The 24,880-nt window shown below is 63.1% G+C and carries 23 protein-coding genes; 15 read left to right on the top strand and 8 right to left on the bottom strand.

Annotated features, from left to right (window positions below):
* The first annotated feature begins 53 nt into the window (after positions 1–53).
* The 7 genes from IG627_RS05360 to IG627_RS05330 all read left to right on the top strand — a co-directional run bounded on the left by IG627_RS05360 (position 54) and on the right by IG627_RS05330 (position 9,376).
* Positions 54–1,283, top strand: a complete 1,230-nt coding sequence (locus IG627_RS05360; RefSeq protein WP_193190732.1) for a glycosyltransferase — start codon at positions 54–56, stop codon at positions 1,281–1,283.
* Between the two features lie 631 nt (positions 1,284–1,914).
* A complete protein-coding gene (locus IG627_RS05355; protein WP_193190730.1) occupies positions 1,915–3,978 on the top strand; it encodes a S8 family peptidase in 2,064 nt (687 codons plus the stop codon).
* 166 nt (positions 3,979–4,144) lie between these two features.
* Complete coding sequence (locus IG627_RS05350; protein WP_193190728.1) at positions 4,145–5,389, top strand: sterol desaturase family protein; 1,245 nt, start codon at positions 4,145–4,147, stop codon at positions 5,387–5,389.
* A 239-nt stretch (positions 5,390–5,628) separates the two neighbouring features.
* Positions 5,629–6,252, top strand: a complete 624-nt coding sequence (gene gmk, locus IG627_RS05345) for a guanylate kinase (RefSeq protein ID WP_193190726.1) — start codon at positions 5,629–5,631, stop codon at positions 6,250–6,252.
* Between the two features lie 131 nt (positions 6,253–6,383).
* The gene (rpoZ, locus tag IG627_RS05340) at positions 6,384–6,647 is read left to right on the top strand and encodes a DNA-directed RNA polymerase subunit omega (protein WP_193190725.1); all 264 of its coding nucleotides are present in this window, start codon (positions 6,384–6,386) and stop codon (positions 6,645–6,647) included.
* Between the two features lie 67 nt (positions 6,648–6,714).
* Positions 6,715–8,832 carry a bifunctional GTP diphosphokinase/guanosine-3',5'-bis pyrophosphate 3'-pyrophosphohydrolase gene (gene spoT / locus IG627_RS05335; RefSeq protein WP_193190723.1) on the top strand — a complete coding sequence of 706 codons (2,118 nt, stop codon included), beginning with the start codon at positions 6,715–6,717 and terminating at the stop codon, positions 8,830–8,832.
* Between the two features lie 160 nt (positions 8,833–8,992).
* Entirely contained in the window at positions 8,993–9,376 is a 384-nt protein-coding gene (locus IG627_RS05330) for a RidA family protein (RefSeq protein WP_193190721.1), read from the top strand.
* Between the two features lie 112 nt (positions 9,377–9,488).
* Here IG627_RS05330 and IG627_RS05325 read toward each other — a convergent pair whose 3' ends face one another.
* From IG627_RS05325 to IG627_RS05315, 3 genes are all read right to left on the bottom strand, one after another.
* Positions 9,489–10,553: a zinc-binding dehydrogenase gene (locus tag IG627_RS05325; protein ID WP_193190719.1), complete on the bottom strand. Its 1,065-nt coding sequence runs from the start codon at positions 10,551–10,553 to the stop codon at positions 9,489–9,491.
* Positions 10,554–10,808: 255 nt separating this feature from the next.
* Positions 10,809–11,690 (bottom strand): NAD-dependent epimerase/dehydratase family protein, encoded by an 882-nt coding sequence (locus IG627_RS05320; RefSeq protein ID WP_193190717.1) that lies wholly within the window; start codon positions 11,688–11,690, stop codon positions 10,809–10,811.
* Positions 11,691–11,943: 253 nt separating this feature from the next.
* Complete coding sequence (locus IG627_RS05315) at positions 11,944–12,204, bottom strand: GlsB/YeaQ/YmgE family stress response membrane protein (RefSeq protein WP_193190715.1); 261 nt, start codon at positions 12,202–12,204, stop codon at positions 11,944–11,946.
* 188 nt (positions 12,205–12,392) lie between these two features.
* Between IG627_RS05315 and IG627_RS05310 the strand changes: the two genes are divergently transcribed.
* From IG627_RS05310 to IG627_RS05295, 4 genes are all read left to right on the top strand, one after another.
* A complete protein-coding gene (locus IG627_RS05310) occupies positions 12,393–13,316 on the top strand; it encodes a hydrogen peroxide-inducible genes activator (RefSeq protein WP_193190713.1) in 924 nt (307 codons plus the stop codon).
* A gap of 66 nt (positions 13,317–13,382) precedes the next feature.
* Positions 13,383–15,485, top strand: coding sequence for an ATP-dependent DNA helicase RecG (recG, locus tag IG627_RS05305; RefSeq protein ID WP_193190711.1), 2,103 nt, complete (start codon positions 13,383–13,385; stop codon positions 15,483–15,485).
* A gap of 159 nt (positions 15,486–15,644) precedes the next feature.
* Positions 15,645–16,331, top strand: coding sequence for a hypothetical protein (locus IG627_RS05300; RefSeq protein WP_193190708.1), 687 nt, complete (start codon positions 15,645–15,647; stop codon positions 16,329–16,331).
* Between the two features lie 191 nt (positions 16,332–16,522).
* Positions 16,523–17,209 carry a hypothetical protein gene (locus IG627_RS05295; RefSeq protein ID WP_193190706.1) on the top strand — a complete coding sequence of 229 codons (687 nt, stop codon included), beginning with the start codon at positions 16,523–16,525 and terminating at the stop codon, positions 17,207–17,209.
* A gap of 69 nt (positions 17,210–17,278) precedes the next feature.
* Here the strand turns inward: IG627_RS05295 and IG627_RS05290 are convergent, their stop codons facing one another.
* The gene (locus IG627_RS05290; protein WP_193190704.1) at positions 17,279–18,583 is read right to left on the bottom strand and encodes a dicarboxylate/amino acid:cation symporter; all 1,305 of its coding nucleotides are present in this window, start codon (positions 18,581–18,583) and stop codon (positions 17,279–17,281) included.
* Positions 18,584–18,736: 153 nt separating this feature from the next.
* Between IG627_RS05290 and IG627_RS05285 the strand changes: the two genes are divergently transcribed.
* The 4 genes from IG627_RS05285 (at position 18,737) to phoR (ending at position 22,452) form a co-directional block, all read left to right on the top strand.
* Positions 18,737–19,345 carry a chorismate--pyruvate lyase family protein gene (locus tag IG627_RS05285; RefSeq protein WP_226864742.1) on the top strand — a complete coding sequence of 203 codons (609 nt, stop codon included), beginning with the start codon at positions 18,737–18,739 and terminating at the stop codon, positions 19,343–19,345.
* A gap of 21 nt (positions 19,346–19,366) precedes the next feature.
* A complete protein-coding gene (ubiA, locus tag IG627_RS05280; protein ID WP_226864741.1) occupies positions 19,367–20,254 on the top strand; it encodes a 4-hydroxybenzoate octaprenyltransferase in 888 nt (295 codons plus the stop codon).
* A gap of 112 nt (positions 20,255–20,366) precedes the next feature.
* On the top strand, positions 20,367–21,071 hold the full coding sequence (phoB, locus tag IG627_RS05275) for a phosphate regulon transcriptional regulator PhoB (RefSeq protein WP_193190697.1): 705 nt from the start codon (positions 20,367–20,369) through the stop codon (positions 21,069–21,071).
* 85 nt (positions 21,072–21,156) lie between these two features.
* Entirely contained in the window at positions 21,157–22,452 is a 1,296-nt protein-coding gene (phoR, locus tag IG627_RS05270) for a phosphate regulon sensor histidine kinase PhoR (RefSeq protein WP_193190695.1), read from the top strand.
* A gap of 42 nt (positions 22,453–22,494) precedes the next feature.
* Here the strand turns inward: phoR and IG627_RS05265 are convergent, their stop codons facing one another.
* The 4 genes from IG627_RS05265 to IG627_RS05250 form a co-directional block, all read right to left on the bottom strand.
* Positions 22,495–22,854, bottom strand: a complete 360-nt coding sequence (locus tag IG627_RS05265; RefSeq protein ID WP_193190693.1) for a hypothetical protein — start codon at positions 22,852–22,854, stop codon at positions 22,495–22,497.
* Between the two features lies 1 nt (position 22,855).
* Positions 22,856–23,458, bottom strand: a complete 603-nt coding sequence (locus tag IG627_RS05260; protein WP_193190691.1) for a DUF938 domain-containing protein — start codon at positions 23,456–23,458, stop codon at positions 22,856–22,858.
* A complete protein-coding gene (gene yaaA, locus IG627_RS05255; protein WP_193190689.1) occupies positions 23,458–24,234 on the bottom strand; it encodes a peroxide stress protein YaaA in 777 nt (258 codons plus the stop codon). Before yaaA ends, IG627_RS05260 begins: the two co-directional genes overlap by 1 nt.
* Positions 24,235–24,355: 121 nt before the next feature.
* On the bottom strand, positions 24,356–24,835 hold the full coding sequence (locus tag IG627_RS05250; protein WP_193190687.1) for a DUF4265 domain-containing protein: 480 nt from the start codon (positions 24,833–24,835) through the stop codon (positions 24,356–24,358).
* Positions 24,836–24,880 lie beyond the last annotated feature (45 nt).

The following is a 24,880-nucleotide window of genomic DNA, read 5'->3' as shown; positions in this document are numbered from 1 at the left end:
GCCGCCCGCCTTTCTCTTTTGCACGCAGCGCGGCCAGATGGCGCGACCAGACCGTGAGCGCACCGGTAAAAAGCGCGCTACTGCTGGCCAAGCAGTGGCCCGAGCCCGCCTCGACCGCCGCGGGCCGGCGCACGCTGGATATTCTCGACCTGCTCGCCGAGGCCGGCTATCGCGTGGAGATCGCAAGCCCGGCCCAGCCGACGCCCTTTCAGGCCAGGACCGGCTACGGCGAGCACCGCATAGCGGTCAATGACGCCAGCTTCGATCAATGGGTGCGCGCACTGAATCCCACACTGGTGATCTACGATCGCTTCGTGATGGAGGAGCAGTTCGGCTGGCGGGTGCGAGAGCACTGCCCGGGCGCACTGACACTGCTCGACACCAGCGACTTTCACAGCCTGCGCGAGGCCCGTCACCAGGCGCTCAAAAGCGGCCAGCCGGTAAACCTGTTCCACCCCACCGCCGAACGCGAAGTCGCTGCCATGGCGCGCTGCGACCTCACCGTGATGATCTCCCAGGTCGAAGTCGCACTGCTGAAGCAGCACTTTTGCCTGCCTGACTGGCAGCTGCACTACCTGCCATTTCTGGTGCGGGATCTGCCCGACCCCAAGGCCCTGCCAGGCTTCGACGAGCGTCGACACCTGGTCATGATCGGGGGTTTCAAACACGCGCCCAACCGCGATGCCGCCACCTGGTTTGCCCGGGAGATCTGGCCGCAGCTGCATCCGCTGCTGCCCGGTGTGGAGTGCCACCTCTATGGCGCCTACGCCGATCACGCCATGCAGCGCCTGAATGATCCGGCGGCGGGGCTGCGGGTGTATGGGCGCACCGAGGATGCGCTGGCCACACTGGCGCGCTATCGGCTGAACCTGGCACCGCTGCGCTTCGGGGCCGGACAGAAAGGCAAGATATTGGACGGCTGGCTCGTCGGCACGCCCGCGGTCACCACCCCTGTCGGCGCCGAGTCCATGGCTGCCGAGGAGACCTGGGGCTATCCACTGAGCGATGACCCGGAACAGTTTGCGGCAACCACCGCACACCTATATCAAGACAGGGTTGCCTGGTTCAGTGCCCGCGACGCCGGCAACCAGGCGCTCGAAACCGGGTTTTCCTATCGGCAACATGCCGCGGCGTTTATCGAGCGCCTGGAAAGTATCGCCGCAAACCTGGAGGCACATCGCAACCGACAGATCTGGGGGCGCATCCTCAGGCGCACCGAGTACCGCGCCGAGGAATTTATGAGTCGCTGGATTGAAGCCAAAAACCGGGGGACAGACACCTAGGGCAGGTTGCGGGCGCCCCCCTCTGCACCCGGTGCAGATTCGCAGCGGTGAATTCATAGAGCGATGACCGCAGCGCCGGCGTTAAAACTTGACAACTCCCGTCGCAGAGAATCGAATTAATTTCGATTGATTTCCCTGAGCATTCTGCTTCGTCGCACTTCCTTCCTTCACGACAGGCCCCCAGAGGAACTGTTTCCCCGCTGCTTTTTCTCACCCTCTGCGCGCACCGCAAAGGTGCACGGCAGTCCCTGTTTCGCAACGCGGCCGCGACCCACTTCTCACCAGAATTCAGACTGGCACGACAGTACCCTATAAAATTGGCGTTTGGCGCCTAATTCAAAATATTGTCCCGTCCAGCAACTGAGGTAAAGAGTTATGTCTCCGTTATAGACATACATTAGGATATTTATCCTTTTGTAAGGCGCGTCTTTTGTGCCGCACCAGCACTCTATCTGCGGCAAACAGTGCCGCAGGTGCAACTGCGGGCGGTGCCACGCCGGAAGCTCTGGCGGAAAATTTTCGCCAGGCACCGGCGGGCGAGCCTGTTTAGCGAGGTATCAGAGGTAGCAAGGCGCGACGGCATATCGAACCGGCGCGACCGATAAAAATAATTACGGAGATCCTAGCAACAATGAAATTTCCAATCAGAAACCTGCTGCATAAATCAGCCCTGCTGAGCGCAGTTTCCCTGTTGTGCGCGGCACCGCTCGCAACTCACGCCGTGGAAACCAGCAACCCGGCGGCGATGCCCGCCAGTGCACAGCCGGTAACCGACCGCATCATCGTCAAGTACAAAAACACCACCCAGATGGCTGCGGCGGCCAGTATGTCGCAGTCGGCCATGGCACAAGCCTCGCGCGTCGCCGGAGCCGAGATGCGTCATATGCGTCGCCTGGCCACAGGCGCGCAACTGATGCGCCTGGACAGACGACGGGGCAATGCCGACCTGGCGGCGATAATCAGCCGCCTGCAGCAGGATCCCAACGTCGAGTACGCCGAGCCGGATCTGCTGCTGCAGCCGATGGCCACCCCCACCGATCCCAGCTACAACCAGCAGTGGCACTATTTCGAGTCCACCGGCGGACTCAACCTGCCGACCGCCTGGGACACCACCCAGGGTGAGGGCGTGGTGGTCGCCGTCATCGACACCGGCTACCGCCCCCACGAGGACCTGGTAGACAACCTGCTGCCCGGCTACGACATGATCTCCGACACCACCGTGGCACAGGACGGCAACGGTCGCGACAGCGATGCCAGTGACCCGGGCGACTGGGCCCCGGCCGGCGCCTGTTACTCCGGTTCACCGGCCAGCAACAGCAGCTGGCACGGCACCCACGTGGCCGGTACCGTTGCCGCTGCCACCAACAATGGCATCGGCATCGCCGGTGTGGCCTACAAGGCCAAGGTAGTGCCCATTCGGGTACTGGGTCGCTGTGGTGGCTACACCTCCGACATCGCCGATGCCATCATCTGGGGCGCCGGTGGCTCTGTCAGCGGTGTGCCCGCCAACGCCAACCCGGCCCAGGTGCTGAACCTGAGCCTCGGCGGCAGCGGTAGCTGCGGCAGCACCACCCAGAACGCGATCAATACTGCGCGCAACCTGGGCGCTACCGTGGTGGTGGCCGCGGGCAACTCCAACACCAACGCCAGCAACGCCACCCCGGCCAACTGCTCCGGTGTCGTGACCGTCGCTTCCGTAGACCGCTCGGGCGGCCGCGCCTGGTATTCCAACTACGGTAGCGTGGTGGATGTAGCGGCACCCGGCGGCGACACTTCCGTCTCCAGCAATGGTGTGCTCTCAACCCTGAACAGTGGCTCCCAGGGACCGGGCAGCGACAACTATGCCTTCTACCAGGGCACCAGCATGGCCACCCCCCATGTGGCCGGCGCCGCGGCGCTGCTCTACGCGGTGGATGGCACACTGACCCCGACCGAGATCGAATCGATCCTGACCAGCACCGCGCGCAGCTTCCCGGCTTCCTGCAGCCAGTGCGGTTCCGGCATCGTCGATGCCGCCGCGGCCGTGGCCGCGGCCGGTGACGGTGGCGGTGATCCCGGTCCGGGCGACGGCGAGCTGGAAAACGGCGTGGCCGAGACCGGCCTGTCCGCCAGCAGCGGCCAGGAGCTCCACTTCACCCTGGAAGTGCCTGCCGGCGCCTCCAACCTGGAGTTCCAGATTTCCGGCGGCAGCGGCGATGCAGACCTCTATGTGCAATTCGGCTCGGCGCCGACCACCTCCAGCTATGAGTGCCGCCCCTATCTGAACGGCAACAACGAGACCTGCAGCATCTCCAATGTGCAGGCCGGCACCTACCATGTGATGGTGCGCGCCTATAGCAGCTTCTCCGGCGTCAGCCTGGTGGGCAGCTTCGACGAGGGCGGCAGCGGCGGTGAGACAGGCTGGACCGAAAGCAACCTGTCCGGCAGCCAGGGCTCCTGGCAGCATTTCACCCTGGACGTGAATGCCGGAATGTCCTCCCTGGACGTGCAGATGTCCGGCGGCAGCGGCGACGGCGACCTCTATGTGCGTTTCGGCAGCCAGCCCACTACCGGCAGCTACGACTGTCGACCCTACCGGAACGGCAACAACGAGACCTGCAGCTTCAGCAATCCATCTGCGGGTACCTGGTATATCAGCATCCGCGGCTATTCCTCATACTCCGGAGTGACCCTGGACGCGCAGGCCAGCCAGTAGCGACCTGCTGAAAGACAGAAGGGGCGGCCAATTGGCCGCCCCTTTTTGTATGTGCCGGAAAAATGCCTAACGGATTTTAAAATTACACCCTTCATCGCCTAGGCGCCGTCAGGGGCCTGTGGCAAAGTGACCAGAATTCGACCTGATAACAATAAATGAGGTGCCCGTGAGTCTCGTCACCCTCGCCATTCCCTTCTTCCTGATTTCAGTACTGGTGGAGCTGGCACTGGACCGCTGGCGCGGCTGGGGCCTGTATCGGCTGAACGATGCAATCGGCAGCCTGAGTGCCGGCGTACTGAGCCGCATCACCGGCCTGGTGCGCACAGGCCTGTTACTGGTCATCTATATCCCGCTGTATCAACTGCTGCAGCCCTACTATGAGACGGTGGGTTTCAACTGGTCGCTGGACAACGGCTGGCACCTGCTGCTGGCGGTGGTGGCCTACGACTTCTGCTACTACTGGAAGCACCGTATCGCCCACGAGATCAATATCTTCTGGGCCGACCACCTGGTGCACCACCAGAGCGAGGACTACAACCTGACCACCGCGCTGCGCCAGCCCAGCGGCGGCCTGCCGATCGGCTGGATCTTCTATATGCCGCTGTTGCTGATCGGCCTGCCAGCGGAATTGTTGATCACCGCCGGCGCCATCGACCTGATCTACCAGTTCTGGGTGCACACGCAGAAATTCCCCAAGGTGCGCTGGATGGAGTGGATATTCGTCACCCCCTCAAACCACCGCGTACACCACGCCCAGAACAAGGTCTATGTGGACCGCAACTACGGCGGTGTCTTTATCATCTGGGACCGCCTGTTCGGCAGCTACCAGGAAGAACTGGAAGACGAGCCCTGCATCTACGGCGTGCGCAAGCCGCTGAACAGCTTCGACCCGCTGGCGGCCAACCTGCAGCACTACAAGCGCATGGCCCTGGATGCCTGGCACACGAAAAGCTGGTGGGACAGGCTCACCCTCTGGTTCCGCCGCACTGGCTACCGCCCGGCGGACGCGGAAGCGGCCATGCCGGTGCCCTCCTGCGACCTGGATAATTTCCAGCGCTTCGACCCGCAGATAAGCCGCGGCCTGCGGGCCTATGCACTGCTGCAGCACCTGATCTACTCGGGTGCGACCCTGGCGCTGCTGTGGAATGCGGCACAGATGAGCTATGGACAACAGCTGGCGGCGGTGGCGCTGCTGGCGTGCGGCCTGATCGTCAACGGCCGCATTCTCGACGGCCACCGCCTGGCCGGCTACGCGGAACTGGCGCGACTGGCACTGACACTGGCCGCCGTACCGCTGGTATCGGCAGGACTTTCCATCGCCCTGGCCGGCTATATTTTGCTCAGCGCGCTCATCTGGTGGTGGTTGGCTTTTATTGACAAAGAAGATACAGTCGCTGTCGTTAGCGATTAGCAACAGGAAGGTGAACCCGATCACAGGGGGTAAGTGGTGGTCGGGGAAAGCTTCCGCCGGGCGATCCCGGCCGGGCTCAGGGGCGCCGCCACCAAGCGGTTTTTGGTGTAGGCGTTCCTGAAAACTCCCAACACTTCCCCCCCCATCCCGGCCGGGGTTCAGCCTTTTGCCCGCCCGCCCAACTGCATCCGTTATAATGCCCGCTTTGCCCGCCAGATATAGGAACAGCAGGATCAGTTGTGCAAACAGGAACTCTCTATACCGTGTCCGCACCTTCCGGTGCGGGTAAGACCAGCCTGGTAAAGGCGCTGGTGGACGGCGACAGCCAGGTCACCGTGTCGGTGTCCCACACCACCAGATCCATGCGCCCGGGCGAGCAGCATGGTGTCAACTACCACTTTGTCGACCGCGATGAATTCCTGCAGATGCTCGACCGGGACGCCTTCCTCGAGCACGCGCAGGTGTATGGCGACAATTATTACGGCACCTCCAAGGAGTGGGTCGAGGAGACGCTGGCCAGCGGCCGCGACGTGATTCTCGAGATCGACTGGCAGGGCGCCGCCCAGGTGCGCCGGCTGATGCCGGGCACGGTGGGCATTTTCATACTGCCGCCGTCCCAGGAAGCACTGCGCGAGCGCTTGACCGGTCGCGGCCAGGATGAACAGAGCGTCATCGAGCGGCGCATGGAACAGGCCATCGACGAAATGTCCCACTATGTGGAGGCGGACTACCTGGTGATCAACGACAACTTCGACCAGGCGCTGCACGAGCTGCGTGCCATCGTGATCGCCCAGCGCCAGCGCCTGAAACACCAGCAGGAGCGTTGCGGGGACTTGCTGCAGGCGCTGTTGAAGCGCGCGTAATCCGGGCGCCCCGGCACCGGCTGATCGATTTACGTACACTCCGCGGTGCGGTAGAATCCCCGGTCCCGCGGCCTTCAGGCCGGTACCGAATTCGCCCAGCCGGGCACTGTTAATGATGGAACCGAAAGTTTATGGCACGTATTACTGTTGAAGATTGCCTCGAGCACGTCGACAACCGCTTCGAACTCGTAATCGTGGGCAGCAAGCGCGCCCGCCAGATTGCCACCGGCGGCAGGGATCCCCTGGTTCCCGAAGAAAACGACAAGCCCACGGTAATCGCCCTGCGCGAGATTGAAGAGGGCCTGGTAGACGCCGGCATCCTCGACGAGCCGGAAGAGGAAGAGGCGCCGGTACAGTCCGCAGCCCCGGTTTACCTGTCCGACCAGGAAATCTGAATATCCCCTGAGTTATCCACCGACCGGAATCCATTGACGGGAATCCTATAGAGAGGCGCGCGCGGTTTTGCACACCATCGATAGTCTGGCCCACCGCCTCTCTTCCTATCTCCCCCCCGACCAGATCCAGAGTGTCCGCCGCGCCTATTTCTATGCGGAACAGGCCCACGACGGCCAGCAGCGCCGCTCCGGCGAACCCTATGTCACTCATCCCCTAGCGGTCGCCACCATACTGGCGGGCATGCATATGGATCACCAGAGCCTGGCCGCGGCCATGCTCCACGACGTGATCGAAGACACCGGTATTCCGCGGGCGGCGCTGGCGGAACAGTTCGGCGACGAGGTGGCGGACCTGGTGGACGGCGTCTCCAAGCTGACCCAGTTCGAGACCGACAGCCCGGCGGAGAAACAGGCGGAAAACTTCCAGAAGATGGCCCTGGCCATGGCGCGGGATATCCGCGTGATACTGGTCAAGCTGGCGGACCGGCTGCACAACATGCGCACCCTGGGCGCACTGAAGCCGCAGAAGCGCGCGCGCATCGCCCGCGAGACCCTGGAGATCTACGCCCCCATCGCCAATCGCCTGGGCATGAACGACGTGCGCATCGAGTTCGAGGACCGCGCCTTCTTCGCCATATACCCACTGCGCGCCAGCCGCCTGCGCGCAGCATTGGTAGCGGCGCGCGGCAACCGCAAGGAACTCCTGGAGAAGATCCAGAACGCGATAGAGCTGCGCCTGCAGCGGGAGGGCATTGACGCACTGGTGATCGGCCGCGAGAAACACCTCTACAGCATCTACCAGAAGATGCGCGCGAAGAAGAAGTCGTTCAAGGAAATCATGGACGTCTACGCCTTCCGCATCATCGTCGACAGTGTGGACGCCTGCTACCGGGTGCTGGGTGTGATGCACAACCTCTACAAACCGGTGATCAGCGAGTTCAAGGACTATATCGCCATCCCCAAATCCAACGGCTACCAGTCGCTGCACACGGTGCTGCTGGGCATGCACGGCGTGCCCATCGAAGTGCAGGTGCGCACCAAGGAAATGGACGAGATGGCCAACAGCGGCATCGCCGCCCACTGGCTGTACAAGGCCTCCGGCGACGAGGTGATCAATACCGGCGGCACCAGCCAGGTGCGCGCACGCCGCTGGGTACAGGGCCTGCTGGAGATGCAGCAGCGCGCCGGCGACTCGCTGGAGTTTATCGAGAACGTCAAGATCGACCTCTTCCCGGACGAGGTCTACGTCTTCACGCCCAAGGGCAAGATCGTCGACCTGCCCGCCGGCGCCACCGCGGTGGACTTCGCCTATTCGGTGCATACGGACATAGGCAACTCCTGTGTCGCGGTGCGCATCAACCAGCGCCTGGCACCGCTGTCACAGCCGCTGGAGAGCGGGCAGAAGGTGGAGATTCTCACGCGCAAGAATGCGCAGCCGAATCCCAACTGGCTCAATTTCGTCGTCACCGCCAAGGCCAGGAGTGCAATACGCCACTATTTGAAGCACCAGCGCCACCACGATTCCGTGGCCCTGGGCCGGCGCCTGCTGGAAAAGGCCCTGGGCAAATTCAATACCCGTCTCGAGGACCTGACCGCGGAGCAGCTGGAAAAGGGCCTGCAGGAGACCAAGTGCGCGACTCTGGAGAAGCTGCTGGAGGAAATTGGTCTCGGCAACAAGGTGGCCTTCTCCGCGGCCAAGCTGCTGGCCCCGGAGGGCAGCGAGGAAACAGAGGCCAGCCATATCTCCTCACCGCTGACCATCGACGCCCAGGAGGGCATGCTGATCAGTTTCGCGCGCTGCTGCCGCCCGATTCCCGGCGACACCATCATCGGCCATATCAGTTCCGGCAAGGGTGTGGTGGTGCACAGGGATACCTGCCGCAATACCAATGAATTCCGCGAGCACCCGGAAAACATCATGCTGGTGAACTGGTCGCCGGATGTGAAGGGCGAGTTCCTCGGCGATGTGCGCGTGGAAGTGGAATCCGAGCGCGGCATCATCGCGCGACTCGCCACCCGCATCACCGAGGAGGGCGCCAGCATCGAGCAGATACACGTGGACGAGAAGGATGCCCACAATAGTGTGATCGCCATGACCCTCGAAGTCGGCAGCCGTGTACACCTGGCCCGGGTAATGAAGCGGCTGCGCAACCTGCCATCGGTGATTCGCATAGCGCGACCATAACGAAAACGTGACAAACCCCTGCCTGTTTTCTCGGAACAAGCAAAAGTGACACTTTCTCGAATCGCCCCGCTCCCATTCCCCGGCGAAGCGCGCTATATTTGCCGGCTTTCTTTTTCAGCAAACCCGTTTTCAGTCTTTTAGGAAAGTACCGGAGTGACTCATGCCCAACCGCGCCGTGATCAAGACAGACAGGGCCCCGGCCGCAATCGGCAGCTATTCCCAGGCGGTCAAGGTCGACAACACCGTTTACCTGTCCGGGCAGATACCGCTGGATCCGCAGAGCATGGAAATCATTGCCGGCGATTTCGCCGCCCAGGCCCGCCAGGTCTTCACAAACCTGCAGGCCGTGTGCGAGGCGGCCAACGGATCCCTGAATGATATCGTCAAGCTGAACCTCTACCTGACCGACCTCAGCGACTTCGCCACAGTGAATGAAGTGATGGCGGAATTCTTCCAGAAACCCTACCCGGCGCGTGCGGCGGTGGGTGTAAAAGAGCTGCCGAAGGGTGCGCTGTTTGAGGCGGAAGGGGTGATGGTCATTTAAATGATGAACGCGGAATGCGGAGTGCGGAATACGCGATCGGGCGTCTTCAAGTAGGAGCGGCGGGGCGGCCATTCGCCGGTGGCCGCGATCTGACTATCGGATGGCAACGAGCTTAGCCATTTACTGAGATCCGGCCACGCCTTATTTCGCATTGATGAGGCACGTCCAACACCACCTTGCCTACCGACCGCCCAGAGCGCAGCAGCTCCAGCGCCGCGTGGGCATCATCGAATAAAAAGCGGTGCCCGACCAGCGGCGGCGAAAGCGGCACCTCGCCCAATTCGGTGAGCAACACTTTCAGCTGGGCCTTTTGCTCCCACAGCCAGATCAGGTTGAAAGCCAGCAGCGAGCGGTTGCTGCTGATCATCTCCATGGCGTCATAGCGCGGCCGGCGCAGGTAGCGCCAGGCCGCCTTCAGGTAGTTGGGGCGATTCCCCTTCGGGGTAAACTCGGCCGCGCCGAAGACCACCAGCCGCCCCATCGGATTGAGCGCGTCGAAGCTGGCTTTCTGCACCGCTCCGCCTATCCCATCCAGGACCAGATCGAATCTCAGACCCTCGCGCCGCAACTGCCGGGCAAAGCTCTTCTCCCGCACCAGCACTGAATCGAATCCCAGTTCACCGAGTAGGGAGACCTTGTCCGCACTACCCACGGTGCCCACCGGCTCTGCCCCCAGTGCCCGGACCAGTTTCATCGCCTGCAACCCCACGCCGCCGGCGGCACTGTGGATCAGGACTCTCTGGCCCGACTGCAGGGCGCCGAGCCGTGTCAGCGCATACCAGGCCGTCAGCGTCTGCGCCGGCCAGGCCGCACCCCGGGCAAAATCCCAGCCGTGCGGCAGCGGTATCAGGTAGTCGGGTTCACTATCGATCACAGAGGCGTAGCCGCCGAAGCGGGTCACCCCCATCACCCGATCTCCGGGTGAAAAGCCGGCGGTGTTCGCACCCGCTTCCAGCACTGTGCCGGCGAACTCCAGCCCCGGAATAAAGGCACCGCTCGGGGTGGCGGAGTAGAGCCCGGTGAGGGCAAAGATATCGGCGAAATTGAGCCCCACCGCACGCACGCCGACGCGGATGCGGCCGGCGGCCAGGGAGCCCAGGGGTTCGGTTTTTTGGCTGAGCCTGGCGATATTGCCGGCCCTGGGGGTTTGCCAGATGGTGCGATTGTTTGCAGTCATGGAAAGACGGTCGAAGGGCGGAACAGGATTTCGATGGGCAGAGCTTCTCCCCGCGCGGGATAATTCTTCGCAAGCAGCCCTCCCTGGAGCTCACCCCGGCCGTCCTTGGCCGGTCGCTGAATCGCACAGCGAGCGGTGCTCGCTATGCGCGCGGGATGATTCTTCGCAAGCAGCCGTCCCTGGAGCTCACCCCGGCCCGGCCGTCCTGGCCGGTCGCTGAGTCGCGCAGCGAGCGGTGCTCGCTAAACGCACGACTCAGCCCTCCGATTCCAGCAGGGCGCTGTAACCGACCTTGTAATCCGGGTACTTCAGTTCGTAGCCACTCTCCAGCATGCGCCTGTTGCTGAGTTTCTTCGAACGGCGCTCGCTGGTCTCGACGATTTCCCGCAGGTGGGCGCCGGTGTAGCCCATGGCTTTGACCAGCCAGCGTTGCAGTTCGTACATGGGTACCGGCAGGCTGTCAGCGCCGATATACAGCTGTTCCGGAGACCAGCCCGCCTTGTGCTTTTCCATCAGGTGAATCAGGAAACCGATACTGTCGTCCACATGGATGCGATTGCTGAACTGGGGCGGCTGCGGCGGTGCGCAGCGGCCGGCGCGCACCTGTGACAGCAGGCGGTCGCGGCCCGGCCCGTAGATACCGGCGAAGCGCACCACGCAGGTTCCCGGTACGGCGCTGCGGATAATTTCCTCCGCCGCCAGCAGTATGTCGCCCTGGAAACCGCTGGGAATGGCCGGCGTCTGCTCGTCGAGAAACTGGTCGCCACTCTGGCCGTAAACGCGGGTCGACGACACCCAGATCAGCAGGCGCGGCGGTCGCGCTAAATTGGGCAGGGCCTCGGCCAGTGCGGTAGCGGTATCGATATAGGCGCGGTGGTAACCGCTCTGGGTGTGTTCGTCCGGGGTGAAGGTGGCGAGCACCACGTCGGCGCCGTCGCCCAGCAGTCGCTCTATATCTTCCTTCTTGGTGGCGTCGCCGCGGCGCCAGTTGACTACATCCGCGCGACGTTTGCTCGCCAGCGCTACCAGCGGGTTGCGCCGCACACCGTAAACGGCATACTCCTGCCGATTCAGCTGCAGCGCCAGACGCGCCCCCAGATCACCGCAACCAAAGATCCAAAGTTTTTCTTTTGCCATAACAGTCAGGGCAGGGGGTGCCAACCGCAACAGCCTCCCCTTGCCATATTCCCCTTTATTTTTTTCCTGATTAACCCCGCTGAAAAAGTCTTCAACCTCGTAGAGTTACACAGTCCCGAGGAAAAAACTCCAACAGTATAGTCCGCGGAAACTCCGCATCCCCGACAAAATTAATCCCGCTTTTTCGTGCGGGTATTCTGCTTTGCAGGCACCGATACGGGGCCTGGGCCCCGTATCGGGCTTGAAAACCACACTAATTACCGCGCCGCTTCAGCATGCGATAGATGAACAACAATATGATGGCACCGACGGTGGCGGTCACTATGTCTCCGAGTGCAAAGCCGGTGACTGGCCCACCGATGCCGACCAGGGAACCCAGCCAGCCGCCGATAAAGGCACCGACTATGCCGATGACCATGGTGACTATCCAACCGCCGGGATCCGGCCCCGGCATTATCCATTTCGCCAGCGCGCCGGCGATCAGACCGAGAATAATCCAGGAGAAAATACCCATGGCGATACTCCGCTCAATGTGTCCTTACACATATAGCAAAATTTTGCGCCTTTATCGCAGAAATCATCCCATTAATAGCAAAATTTCCTAATCGCTGGCGGCGGTATACGCAGTCACCCGTCCCATTGGCCAGCGGCTATTATTTATGAATAATTGCTATTACCTGCAAGCAGCTAATTGTCTATACCATGACACTCAATGAATTGCGCTACATAGTGACCCTGGCCCAGGAGCAGCATTTCGGCCGCGCCGCCGAGCGCTGCTATGTCAGCCAGCCGACCCTGTCCATCGCGGTCAAAAAACTGGAAAAGGAGCTGGGTGTGGCGCTGTTCGAGCGCTCCAAGACCCGGGTTCAGGCGACGCCGCTGGGCGAGCGCATCGTCGCCCAGGCGCAGCTGGTACTGGAGCAGTCGGCGGCGATCAAGGATATCGCCAGCGCCGGCAAGGACCAGCTGGCCAGCCCGCTGTCGGTCGGCGCAATATTTACCATCGGCCCCTACCTGTTCCCGCACTTTATCCCACAGTTGCAGCGGCTGGCCCCGGATATGCCACTCTACGTGGAGGAGGGCTATACCGCCACATTGCGCCAGCGGCTGCGCAAGGGCGAGCTGGACGCGATCATCATCGCGCTGCCGTTTACCGAGCCGGATGTGGTCACCCAGCCGCTATACGACGAGCCCTTCGTGGTGCTGATGCCGGCCGGCCATCCGCTGGCGGAGCAGCAGAGTATCTCCCCGGAGCAGCTGTCCCAGGACAATGTGCTGCTGCTCGGCGAGGGCCACTGCTTTCGCGACCAGGTGCTGGAGGCCTGCCCGCAACTGCAGCAGTCGATCGAAAAGGAGGCCGGCAACGGCCATATCCGCACCGCCGCCGACGGCAGCTCCCTGGAGACGCTGCGCCATATGGTCGCCTCCGGCCTCGGCATCACCGTGCTGCCGCTGTCCGCCGCCACCGCCTCACAGTACGCCAGCGGATTGCTGGAGACCCGCCCCTTTGCGCCGCCGAGTCCCAGGCGCACCGTGGCCCTGGCCTGGCGCGCCAGCTTCCCGCGCCACCGCGCCATCGACATACTGCGCGAGGCCATAGGCCAGTGCCAGTTGAGCGAGGAATAGAGAGGCCAGTGCCAGTTGAGCGACGAATAAAAAGCCCAGTGCCAATTGAGCGAGGAACAGAGACCAGTGCCAACTGAGCAACCGGTAAAGCAACTGGCGGATCTGTCGATCACCACCCTCAAGGGCGTGGGCGACAAGTTCGCCCAGGTGCTGGCGAAGCTGCATATCGCCACGGTGCAGGACCTGCTGTTCCACCTGCCGTTGCGCTACCAGGATCGCACCCGCGTGACTCCAATCGCCGCGCTGATGCCCGGTGTGGACGCGGTGATCGAGGGCGAGGTGCGCGCTGCCGATGTGGTGTTCGGTCGCCGCCGCAGCCTTGTGGTGCGGCTGCAGGACGGCAGCGGCACCATTACCCTGCGTTTCTTTCATTTCACCGCCGCGCAGAAAAATCGCTTCGCCCGCGGCGCCTGCCTGCGCTGCTACGGCGAGGCGCGCCGCGGCGCTGCCGGTCTGGAACTGTACCACCCGGAAACGGAGATCGTCGGCACCGAGGCGCCGGACAGGCCCGATACATTGACGCCTGTCTACCCGCTGACCGAGGGTGTCAGCCAGGGGCGATTGCGCGGCCTGGTGCAGCAGGCGCTGGCCATGCTGGAGTCCGACGGCGTGACCGAGCTGCTGCCCGTTGAGCTGCTGCCGGAATCGATGCGCTATCCGCTCGCCGGCGCACTGCAATACCTGCACTCGCCACCGGCCGGCGCCGACCTGGCGCAGCTGGCCGAGGGCATGCACCCGGCGCAGCAACGGCTGGCGCTGGAGGAGCTGCTGGCCCACCACCTGAGTCTGCTGGAGCTGCGGCGCAGCAACTCGGCCATTTCCGCACCGCCGCTGCCGGCCAACGAGGCCCTGGAGCGGGATTTCCTTGCGCGGCTGCCGTTCGCACTGACCGGCGCACAGCAGCGGGTCTGTGGGGAGATAGCGCAGGATCTCGCCCGTTCGCGGCCGATGATGCGGCTGCTGCAGGGAGATGTGGGTGCCGGCAAGACACTGGTGGCGGCCATGGCGGCCCTGAAAGCCATAGGTGCCGGCGCCCAGGTGGCGGTGATGGCGCCAACGGAGATTCTCGCCGAACAGCACAGGCGCAATTTCTGCGGCTGGCTGGAACCCCTCGGTATCCGGGTGGCCCAGTTGACCGGCAGCCTCAAGGCCGCCGAGCGCCGCACCCAGCTTGCCGCCGTCGCCGGCGGCGAGGCGCAACTGGTAGTGGGCACGCACGCACTCTTCCAGCCCGAGGTGATCTTTCACAATCTGGCCCTGGTTATCATCGACGAGCAGCACCGCTTCGGCGTGCGCCAGCGCCTCGAACTGCGGGAAAAGGGCGCCGCCAGCGGTGCGACCGGCAGGCTGCAGCCGCACCAGCTGATCATGACCGCGACGCCGATTCCGCGCACCCTGGCCATGTCGGCCTTCGCCGACCTGGACTGCTCCGTGATCGACGAACTGCCCCCCGGGCGCCAGCCGATCAATACCGTGGCCATCTCCAATGAGCGCCGCGACCAGGTTGTGGAGCGGGTGCAGGGCGCCGTCACCGAGGGCCGCCAGACCTACTGGGTCTGCACCCTGATCGAGGAATCCGAGAGCCTGCAGGCCCAGGCCGCCGAGTCCACCGCCAGCGAGCTGGCCGGGGCCCTGGACGGGGTTCGCGTTGCGCTGGTACACGGTCGCCTCAAACCCGACGAGAAGGAGCGGGTCATGAGTGCCTTCAAGGCCGGCGAGGTGGATCTGCTGGTGGCGACCACGGTGATAGAGGTGGGCGTCGACGTGCCCAACGCCAGCCTGATGATTATCGAGAATCCGGAGCGCCTCGGCCTGGCACAGCTGCACCAGCTGCGCGGCCGCGTCGGGCGCGGCTCCATCGCCAGCCATTGCGTACTGCTCTACGGCACGCCCCTGTCCCAGAATGGTCGCGCACGGCTGCAGGCGCTGCGCCAACACAGCGACGGTTTCGCCATCGCCGAGGAGGACCTGCGCCTGCGCGGCCCCGGCGAGATACTCGGCACCCGCCAGACCGGCGAGATACAGCACCGCATCGCCGACCTGCAACGGGATGCGCAGCTGCTGCCGCAGGTGCAGAGAATCGCCGCCGCCCCGTCGCTACAGGAAGACCAGCGCCGCCAGCTGGTGGCGCGCTGGCTACAGAACAAACCGCGCTTCGCCGAAGCCTGACCTCCCGGTCGAACTCCAGCACCAGATCCAGAGTTCTGGTCACCAATATTTTTGCGCTGTGCCGCCGCCAGTGGCAGCCTGATATCACCGGCGCCAATACAAGAAAATGCCGGCACTCCGATAACAGCGATAACTATGAGGGATCTCAGGGAGAGTCTCGTGCACTACCCATCACCGGGCAGGCTGATCCAGATCGGTCTGCTGTTCCTGTGTTTCAACAGCTCCGCCAGCGCCCAGGGCGGCTTTCTCGGTATCGGCGGCGACGAACAGACGCCCAGCCTGACCCTGGCCCCGGCGCAGATAGCCGTGGACGTGCCCACACCGGTCCATGGCAACAACCTGGCCCTGCTGCTGGCCCAGGCTGGCAGCGGTAACAGCCTCAGCGCGCTAAAAGAGAAGGCGGCGCAGAAGTTCAGCGACCAGCTGCGCCGCGAACTGCACCGCCGGCTGGAAGAATTCTTTGCGGACGAGGAGGTGCCGTTGCTGCGGGAGGGCGGCCTGCTGACACTGCACAGTTTTGTCGATATTACCGTCAGCAAGCAGCTCAGCGACCTCAAGAACTCCGACCGCTACGAGCTGGAGCGCGGCAGCCTGGGGCTGGCCGGCGAGTTTCGCTACCAGCTGCAGAACGCCGCCGGCCAGCCACTGCGCGAGCGGCGCATCGATATCGGCGAGCTGCGGGTGCGGGAAAACTACCGGGTAAAAACGCCCCACGACGGCGGCGAGGTCGAGGACAGCACCGACGAGGCCATCACCGAGGCCCTGGCCGAGGTGGTGAAGCGGTTGCAGGATCGCATCGAGGACCAGCTGGAGGCGGATACACTGCGCGAGCTGGCCGCACTCTGAGGCAGTCGCCGTCCAGCAGACATCGCCTCCGGGATCTGCGGCAGATATCACAGAAGCACAAATCCGACCAATCAGTCACCGAATTTTTTGCCACTGCCTCGCGGTAGTGGCAGCCTTGGGTTCCAGAGAGAAGTAAAAGAGCGAAATACATTCGCCGCTTTGATCAACTATAAGAACTCAGGGAGAGTCAGGTGATGAGATCCACTACCCACGGGCTGGCGCTGGCCGGCCTGCTGCTGTTTTCCACCGGTTCCATCGTGCACGCCCAGGGCGGTTTCCTCGGCATTGGCGGCGACGAACAGAATCCCAGCCTCCATATCACCCCCACCGAAATTCAACTCGATGTACCCATGCCGGTCAACAGCGCCAACCTGGCACTGCTGCTGGCCCAGGCGGGCGAGGGCGGCGGTCTCAGTGCGATGAAGGAGGCAGCGCTGAGCAAATACCGCCAGCACCTGGAGCAGGCACTCGGCGCCCAGCTGCGGGAATTCTTTATCGAGGAGGAGATTCCCCTGGTGGACACGGAGGGGCTGCTGACCCTGCAAAACCGGCTTGAAATCACCGTGGTCAAGCATTTCAGCGACCTGCGGGCCGGAGATACTTACGATCTGGAGCGGGGCACTATCGAGCTGTCCGGCAATTTTCACTACCAGATCAGGAGCCTTGCCGACCGCGCCCTGCGCGAGCGCAGCCTGGATATCACCGAGCTGAAGATCCGGGAAAAATACCTGGTCAAATCGCCAAAGAACGGCGACTCTGCCGAGGACACGACCGAGGACGCCATCAAGCTGGCGCTGTCGAAAATGGTGGAGGAAGTTCTCGAAGAGATCGAGGACGACCTGGAGGCAGGCGAGCTGCGCGATCTATTGAGTGGTTAGTGATAAGAGGCGAGCGGTCGGTTGCCCGACCACTCGCCGCTGCCCCCAAGCCGCAAGGGCCTGTTGGCACTAACTGCTTGCAGTAACCGCACCGCCATTGGCCACGCTGTCGTAATTGCGGTCGTAGAAGATTTCCTCGGAAAGGGCGCCCTCGCTCTTTGCCACAACAGCGCTCACCACCGAATCGCCGGTGATGTTCACTGCGGTGCGCACCATGTCCAGCAGTCGGTCGACGCCCATCACTATGGCGATACCCTCCAGCGGCAGCCCCACCTGCTGCAGTACCATCGCCAGCATAATCAGGCCGACGCCGGGTACACCGGCAGTGCCCACCGAGGCCAGGGTCGCGGTCAGTATCACGGTCAGGTATCCCATCACCCCGATTTCGATACCGTACATCTGCGCGATAAAGGCCGTGGCCACCCCCTGCATGATCGCGGTGCCGTCCATATTGATGGTGGCTCCCAGGGGCACCGTAAAGGCTGCCACCTTGTTATCCACGCCGATGCGCTTTTCCACCGTGGACAGGGTCACCGGAATGGTGGCAGCGGAGGAGGCGGTGCTGAATGCAAACACCTGCGCCGGGCGCATCTTCTTGAACAACTCTATCGGGCTCAACCCAGACAAGAGTTTCAACAGCAGCGAGTAGACGCCGAACGCGTGCAGCAACAGGGTCGCCAGCACCACCAGGAAGTACTTGCCCAGATCCAGTATGAATTCCATGCCCAGCTCGGCGAAAGTCTTTGCCAGCAGCGCAAAGACGCCGTAGGGGGCAAACACCATCAGCACCCCCACCATGCGCAGTACCACTTCATTGAGGTCATTGAAGAAGGCGGCGATGCGCTCGCCCGGCTCGCCGCAGCGGGAAATCGCGTAGCCCATCAGCAGCGCGAAGACGATGATCTGCAGCATATTACCCTGGGCCATCGCCGCCACCGGGTTGGTGGGGAAGATATTCACCAGCACATCGGACAGCGGCGGGGACTCCTTGGGCACGAAGGCCCCGCCCGGCGCCACATCCACACCCACGCCCGGCTGAATGATCAGCGCCATACACAGCGCCAGGGTAATGGCCACCGCGGTGGTGAGCAGGTAGAGAAGCACCGTCTTGCCTGCCAGAGGGCCTATGCGGCTGCCCTCGGACAGGGCGCAGGCGCCGCACACCAGAGACACCAGCACCAGCGGCACCACCATCAGTTTCAGCGAGGCGATAAAGATGCGGCCGACGATATCGAACAGGCCCCCGGTCAGGTAGCTGTTGATGGCGCCGGTGGCGCCGCTGCCGAGCAGCTGGCTGGCATTGAGGAAATTGAGCAGTGCACCGAACACAATGCCGGCCAGCATTGCGATCAGGATTCTGGTGGTAAGACCCATGGGACAGCTTCTCGATTGAATTCGTTGTTTTCGTTGCAGCCGAGCACTATAGCAAATGCCGTGGTCAGTGATGAGTGGCCAGTGGTCAACAGCCACTGACCACTGGCCACTGACCACTGTACAATGCCCCTTTGCGAAATCGCGGAGCTGCCGTTGTACCAATCTCCCTTTGAATCTCCCTTCGAGCCGAGCGGCGACTGGCTGGCACAGCCCCTGGAATCCCTGCACCGACAACCACCGGCCGCGCTCTTGCCCTGGCTGCTGCACCCCGGCTCGCTGACGGCGGCACTGAAACAGCTCTCCGCCGGCGATTTTCGCGTGCAGGTGCTGAGCCAGAGCTGGCAGCAGCCGCGACTGGAGGAGCGCCGGGCACTGGAGCTGCGCGATCGCAGCCGCGCCCTGGTGCGGGAGGTGCTGCTGTTCGGCTGTGGCCTGCCCTGGGTCTACGCCCGCAGCGTATTGCCGATGCGCAGTCTGCAGGGCAGGTCGCGCTACCTGCGCAGCCTCGACAGCCGGCCATTGGGAGAACTGCTGTTCGGCGAGCCGGATATCCGCCGCGGGCCCATAGTGCTGAACCAGCTGCGCCGCAACCCACACTGCCGGCTGGCTGAGCTGGCCGGGGAGGGCGACAGCGCCTGGGGGCGCCGCTCCACCTTCTGGCTGCGGGACAAGCCACTGCTGGTATCCGAGACCTTTCTCAGCGACTTCCGACCCGAGCGGGCACCGCTGGCGAAAGCCGAGACCTGCGCCGAGACAGAGTAGAAGCGAAACGACAGGAGAGAGTTGCCCGTGATCAGCCAACAACTATCCCAGCGCTGGCCCGCCGCACTGCCCTACTGGCAACTGGCGCGCCTGGACAGACCCATAGGCTCGCTGCTGCTGTTGTGGCCCACCTGGTGGGCCCTGTGGCTGGCAGCCGGCGGCTGGCCGGGGCTGCACCTGTTTGCGGTATTCACCCTCGGCGTACTGCTGATGCGCGCCGCCGGCTGCGCCGTCAACGACTATGCCGACCGCCATATCGACGGCCACGTAAAGCGCACCGCGGCGCGGCCGCTGGCCACTGGCAGCGTCACCCCCCGCGGTGCGCTGGCGCTCTTCGCCGGCCTCAGCCTGGTCGCCTTCGCACTGGTGCTGACCACCAACCGCCCGACGATCCTGCTGTCCCTGGGGGCGCTGGCGCTCGCCTTCTGCTACCCGTTTGCCAAGCGCTACACCCACCTGCCGCAGCTGGTACTGGGGGCCGCCTTCAGCATGGGTATCCCCATGGCCTTCGCCGCCACAACCGGCGAGGTGCCGCCCCTGGCCTGGCTGCTGTACACGGCCAACCTGCTGTGGACAGTCGCATACGACACCTTCTACGCGATGGTGGACAGGGATGACGACCTCAAGATAGGGGTCAAGTCCACCGCGATTCTGTTCGGCGAACTGGACAGGGCCATGACCGGCACCCTGCAGTTGCTGGTGCTGTTCGCACTGCTGCTGGTCGGCCAGCGCTTCGAGTTGGCCGCGGCCTTCCACACCGGGCTGGTCGGCGCCGCCGCACTCTTCGCCTATCAACAGTGGCTGGTGCGGGATAGGGAAAGAAACGCCTGCTTTCGCGCCTTCCTGAATAACAACTGGGTCGGCGCGTCGATCTTTGCCGGAATTTTCTTCCACTACCTGCTCAAGTGAGAGCGCGTTGGGGATCCCTTTACACCCGTCATATATTTGTCATGAAAATGCCGTTTAATCCTCGACCCATAAATGGCTAAAAACTGACACAAGTAGCGGGTATGGCGGGCAGATGCACAGCAAAACGATCCTGATAGTCGACGACGAAGCACCGGTGCGCGACATGTTGCGCGTGGCACTGGAAATGGCGGACTACCGCGTTATCGAGGCGGAGAACGCCCAGGAGGCCCACGCACTGGTCATCGACGAGAAGCCCGACCTGATACTGCTGGACTGGATGCTGCCGGACGTGTCCGGAGTCGAACTGGCCCGCCGCCTGAAGCGCGACGAACTGACCTCGGCCCTGCCGATCATCATGCTCACCGCCAAGGGCGAGGAAGACCACAAGATCAAGGGCCTGGAAACCGGCGCCGACGACTACATCACCAAGCCCTTCTCGCCGCGCGAACTGGTCGCGCGCCTGAAGGCGGTACTGCGCCGCGCCGGGCCCTCGACGCCGGAGGAGCCGCTGAGCGCCGGCGGCCTGGTGCTGGATCCCCTCAGCCACAGAGTCACCATCAGCGGCCAGGCGGTGGATATGGGACCGACCGAATTCCGCCTGCTGACTTTTTTCCTCTCCCACCAGGAACGCGCCTACACCCGCACCCAGCTGCTGGACCACGTCTGGGGCGGCAACGTCTATGTGGAGGAGCGCACCGTGGACGTGCATATCCGCCGCCTGCGCAAGGCGCTGGCCGTAGACGGCCACGATCGCTATATCCAGACGGTGCGCGGCACCGGCTACCGCTTTTCTGTGCAAACCGCGGAAAAAGTGTAAGATTCCGCGCAAACCCGCACTCCACCAAGGCGCAGGTCCGGGACACAATTCCCGCCTGCGACCCGTGAGATAAAACGGCACTTCTATGCTGGATCGCAGTATCGGCGAGTTTTCGCGCTTTCTGGTAATCGCCCTCGGCTGCACCATTTTCGGTTTTGCCAGTGGGCAGTGGCTGCTGTCCGTCGCGATCGGCCTGGCAGTCTACCTGGGCTGGATACTCTGGCAGCAGAGCCGTTTCAATCGCTGGCTGGCCAATGGCCGCCGCGGCCCCGCCCCCACCGTCTTCGGTATCTGGGGCGACATCTCCGATGACTTCTATCGCCTGCAGCGCCGCCACCGACGCGAGAAGCAGAAGCTGCACGCGATGCTGCGCCGCGTACAGGACAGCACCAGCGCCCTGCGCGAAGGCATAGTGGCACTGGAGGACGACGGCAACCTGGCCTGGTGGAACCCGGCCGCCGGCGAGCTGCTGGGGTTGCAGTCGAGCGACGCCGGCCAGCCACTGGTCAACTTCGTACGCGATCCCGGTTTCGTCCGCTATATGCACAACCAGGACGCCAGCGGGCCACTGACCCTGCCGGCGCCGCGCAACGATGCGCGCATACTGCAGCTGGAAGTGACCCGCTACGGTCGCGACGAGGCTCTCGTCATAGTTCGCGACATCACCCGACTGCACAACCTGGAACAGATGCGCCGCGATTTCGTCGCCAATGTATCCCACGAGTTGCGCACACCGCTGACGGTGATCGCCGGCTATCTGGAGACGCTCGACGGCAGTGGCCAGGCGCCAAAGGGCTGGCAGCGACCGCTGACGCAGATGTGCGAGCAGACAGCGCGCATGACCACACTGGTGAACGACCTGCTACTACTGGCGCGCCTGGAAACCTCGGAGCGCGACAGCGGCCGAGAACAGATTGCGGTGGGAGAGCTGATGGAGAGAGTGGCGCAGGAGGCGCGCAGCCTCAGTGGCGGGCGCCATGAGATAGGCGTGGACTGCAAGCAGAACACGACTATCACCGGCGACGCCACCGAACTGCACAGTGCCTTCGCCAACCTGGTCCTGAACGCGGTCAAGTACAGCCCCGACGGCGGCCAGATACAAATGCGCTGGTGGGTGGACGACCGCGGCGGTCACTTCGCGGTCAGGGACAGTGGCATCGGTATAGATCCCATCCATATCCCGCGCCTGACCGAGCGTTTCTACCGCGTCGACGCCGGTCGCTCCCGCGACAGCGGCGGCACCGGCCTCGGCCTCGCCATCGTCAAGCACGTACTGCTGCGCCACAGCGCCGAGATGAGTGTCGACAGCACACCGGGGCGCGGCAGTACCTTTACGCTGCACTTCCCGACCCGGAAGCTGGGTTCGGTTGCCACCGCCTGATCGATTCCGATTCCTACAGCGATCCGCTTGCAGGGTTGGGAGTTACTCCAACTCCTCCAGCACCACTTCCTCGCCATTCTTTGTATAGGAGACTTCTTCCCCCTCGCCCACCGCATTGCACTGGCGGCGCAGGGTCAGGTGGTGCAACTGCAGTTCGCCGTCGCGCAGCAGCAGGTGTTCGCGGCCGTCGTCGTCCACCGGCAGCGAGTCGGCACAGACCAGGGCGTCGCGCAGGGCGCGCAGGCGCGGCATATCGCGGTAGCGGTCCAGGTCGTTGGATAGGCGATTCTTCATGCGCTCGCACTCGTGCAGGGCGGCGGCCGTCTCGCGATATTTGGCAAAGAAAAATACCGCGGCAATGGCAAATGCGATAATGACCGTTGTTTCAAACCACTCTGGCATTTCAACTCCCCTTCGTTTTTCTGCGCCAGACCACAAGCTGGTTGTTGGCCGGCAGGTAATGCAATTCTTCGCGCGCGAGGCCCACTGCCAGCGCCAGCTGGTCCAGCCACTCCAGGTCGCGGATACCACTCATCGGATCGCGGCCCTTCAGCCACAGGTCGAAGTCCGCATTGGTCGGACCTATATATTCGCCGCCGACCTTTACCGGACCGTACACTATCAGCTGGCCGCCGGGCTGCAAGACCTGCGGCAGCCTGTGGAAAAAAAGCCGCACCGAGTCGGCGGACATGATGTGCAGGGTGTTGGCGGTAAAAATAGTGTCGACGTCGATGGGTGGCCAGTCGCCGCTCACATCCAGTTCCAGCGGCGCGCGCAGGTTGTCCGCCGGCTCCGCCTCGAGCCAGGCGCTGATAGCGGGCAGGTTTTCGGCGCGGTCGGAGGTCTGCCAGACCAGCTGCGGCAGCCGCGGCGCAAAGTAGACCGCGTGCTGGCCGGTGCCGCTGCCGATTTCCAGCACATGGCGGCTGCTGGCGAGCAGGCGCCGCAGCTGCTCCAGTATCGGCTCGCGATTGCGCGCGCAGGAGGGCGCGTCTGGCAGTTCCATCAGAGTGCCTCATCCCGTGTGAAGACCCAGTCGCTGCCCCTGGACATTTCGGCATTGAATCCGTAGCCGGCCACATCGAAGCCTTTCAATTCCTCGGCCTTTTTTACCCGGTTGTCCACAGCCCAGCGACTCATCATGCCGCGCGCCTTCTTGGCGAAAAAGCTGATCATCTTGTACTGGCCATTTTTCAGGTCCTTGAAGTGCGGGGTGATGATGTCCGCCTGCAGCGCCTCGGGCTGCACCGACTTGAAGTACTCGTTGGAGGCCAGGTTTACCAGCTCTTTGCTCTTCAGGCTGTGCAGCTGTTCATTGAGTGCCAGGGTAATTCTGTCGCCCCAGAACTCGTACAGGTTTTTACCGCGCGCGTTGGCGAACCTGGTACCCATCTCCAGCCGGTAGGGCTGCATCAGGTCCAGCGGGCGCAACAGGCCGTAGAGCCCGGAGAGCATGCGCAGGTGTTTCTGCGCATAGTTGAAATCCCGCTTGCCCATGGTCCCGGCCTCGAGACCCGTGTACACATCGCCCTTGAAGGCGAGCAGGGCGGGGCGGGCATTTTTCTCGGTGAAGGGACGCTTCCACTGCTGGAAGCGATCGTAGTTCAGTGCACCCAGCTTGTCGGAGATTTTCATCAGGCCGGAGATCTGCTGCGGACTCAGTGCCCGCAGTTCCCCGATAAGCGCCGAGGACTCCTTCAGGAAGTCGGGCTGCGTGGTTTCCAGCGAGGGAATATCGCTGTCGTAATCGAGGGTCTTGGCCGGGGAGATAACGATTAACATGTTTCTTTCTTGGGGTAACTAACTGGTTGTCGTCATCCCGGCGCAGGCCGGGACCCAGCTTCTGAGGTACTGGATTCCGGCCTGCGCCGGAATGACGAGTTATTGATGGAATTGAATGCGACTATTCCGGCTTGAGGATATCCTGCCACCAGTTCAGTGGCGTCTGGCCATCCTGGGGATCGTAGACATTGCCGTAGTACCAGACACTATTGGCGCCGTCACAGACGCTGTTGAGAATTCCCTCGATCTTGTCGAAACCGCAACTGACATGAATCGAGTAGACCAGCAGGCGCGGGCTCTCCATATCCAGCTCGCCGCCCAGCTTCTCCAGTTGCGGGGTCAGCCGGTCCGAGAGCTCCGCGCTGTCGGTCTTGCAGAAGACCCTCAGCGCCAGGTTGCCGGAGCGTTTGACCAGTTCGAACTGCTGGTCATCTTTATTCACCTTGATGGTGTCGCCGCTGGCGATGCCCTTGATAAAGGCCGGCGAGCGCACCAGCTGACAGCTGTCGTCCTCGTTGACGCGCACCTGCAGCCGCTCTACCACCGGCTCGCCATCGGGGTCGATACCGGCGAATAACTCGATAACTTGAAGTGCCGTCATAACCTCGCTCCCCGGACTGTGTACAATTGATCGCGGTAAAACCGA

This window comes from Microbulbifer taiwanensis (assembly GCF_014904815.1).
Taxonomy (GTDB): domain Bacteria; phylum Pseudomonadota; class Gammaproteobacteria; order Pseudomonadales; family Cellvibrionaceae; genus Microbulbifer; species Microbulbifer taiwanensis.
The sequence above is the reverse complement of the archived record's forward strand: the minus strand, read 5'-3'. Positions and strand labels throughout refer to the sequence as shown.

Excerpts from the sequence above, each read along its gene's own strand:
- IG627_RS05315 (WP_193190715.1), bottom strand. The coding sequence starts at position 12,204 with ATGGGTATTTTCTCCTGGATTATTCTCGGTCTGATCGCCGGCGCGCTG.
- IG627_RS05320 (WP_193190717.1), bottom strand. The coding sequence starts at position 11,690 with ATGGCAAAAGAAAAACTTTGGATCTTTGGTTGCGGTGATCTGGGGGCG.
- IG627_RS05250 (WP_193190687.1), bottom strand. The coding sequence starts at position 24,835 with ATGACGGCACTTCAAGTTATCGAGTTATTCGCCGGTATCGACCCCGAT.
- IG627_RS05325 (WP_193190719.1), bottom strand. The coding sequence starts at position 10,553 with ATGACTGCAAACAATCGCACCATCTGGCAAACCCCCAGGGCCGGCAAT.
- phoB (WP_193190697.1), top strand. The coding sequence starts at position 20,367 with ATGCACAGCAAAACGATCCTGATAGTCGACGACGAAGCACCGGTGCGC.
- IG627_RS05265 (WP_193190693.1), bottom strand. The coding sequence starts at position 22,854 with ATGCCAGAGTGGTTTGAAACAACGGTCATTATCGCATTTGCCATTGCC.
- rpoZ (WP_193190725.1), top strand. The coding sequence starts at position 6,384 with ATGGCACGTATTACTGTTGAAGATTGCCTCGAGCACGTCGACAACCGC.
- IG627_RS05290 (WP_193190704.1), bottom strand. The coding sequence starts at position 18,583 with ATGGGTCTTACCACCAGAATCCTGATCGCAATGCTGGCCGGCATTGTG.
- IG627_RS05355 (WP_193190730.1), top strand. The coding sequence starts at position 1,915 with ATGAAATTTCCAATCAGAAACCTGCTGCATAAATCAGCCCTGCTGAGC.
- phoR (WP_193190695.1), top strand. The coding sequence starts at position 21,157 with ATGCTGGATCGCAGTATCGGCGAGTTTTCGCGCTTTCTGGTAATCGCC.
- yaaA (WP_193190689.1), bottom strand. The coding sequence starts at position 24,234 with ATGTTAATCGTTATCTCCCCGGCCAAGACCCTCGATTACGACAGCGAT.
- IG627_RS05330 (WP_193190721.1), top strand. The coding sequence starts at position 8,993 with ATGCCCAACCGCGCCGTGATCAAGACAGACAGGGCCCCGGCCGCAATC.
- IG627_RS05260 (WP_193190691.1), bottom strand. The coding sequence starts at position 23,458 with ATGGAACTGCCAGACGCGCCCTCCTGCGCGCGCAATCGCGAGCCGATA.
- IG627_RS05310 (WP_193190713.1), top strand. The coding sequence starts at position 12,393 with ATGACACTCAATGAATTGCGCTACATAGTGACCCTGGCCCAGGAGCAG.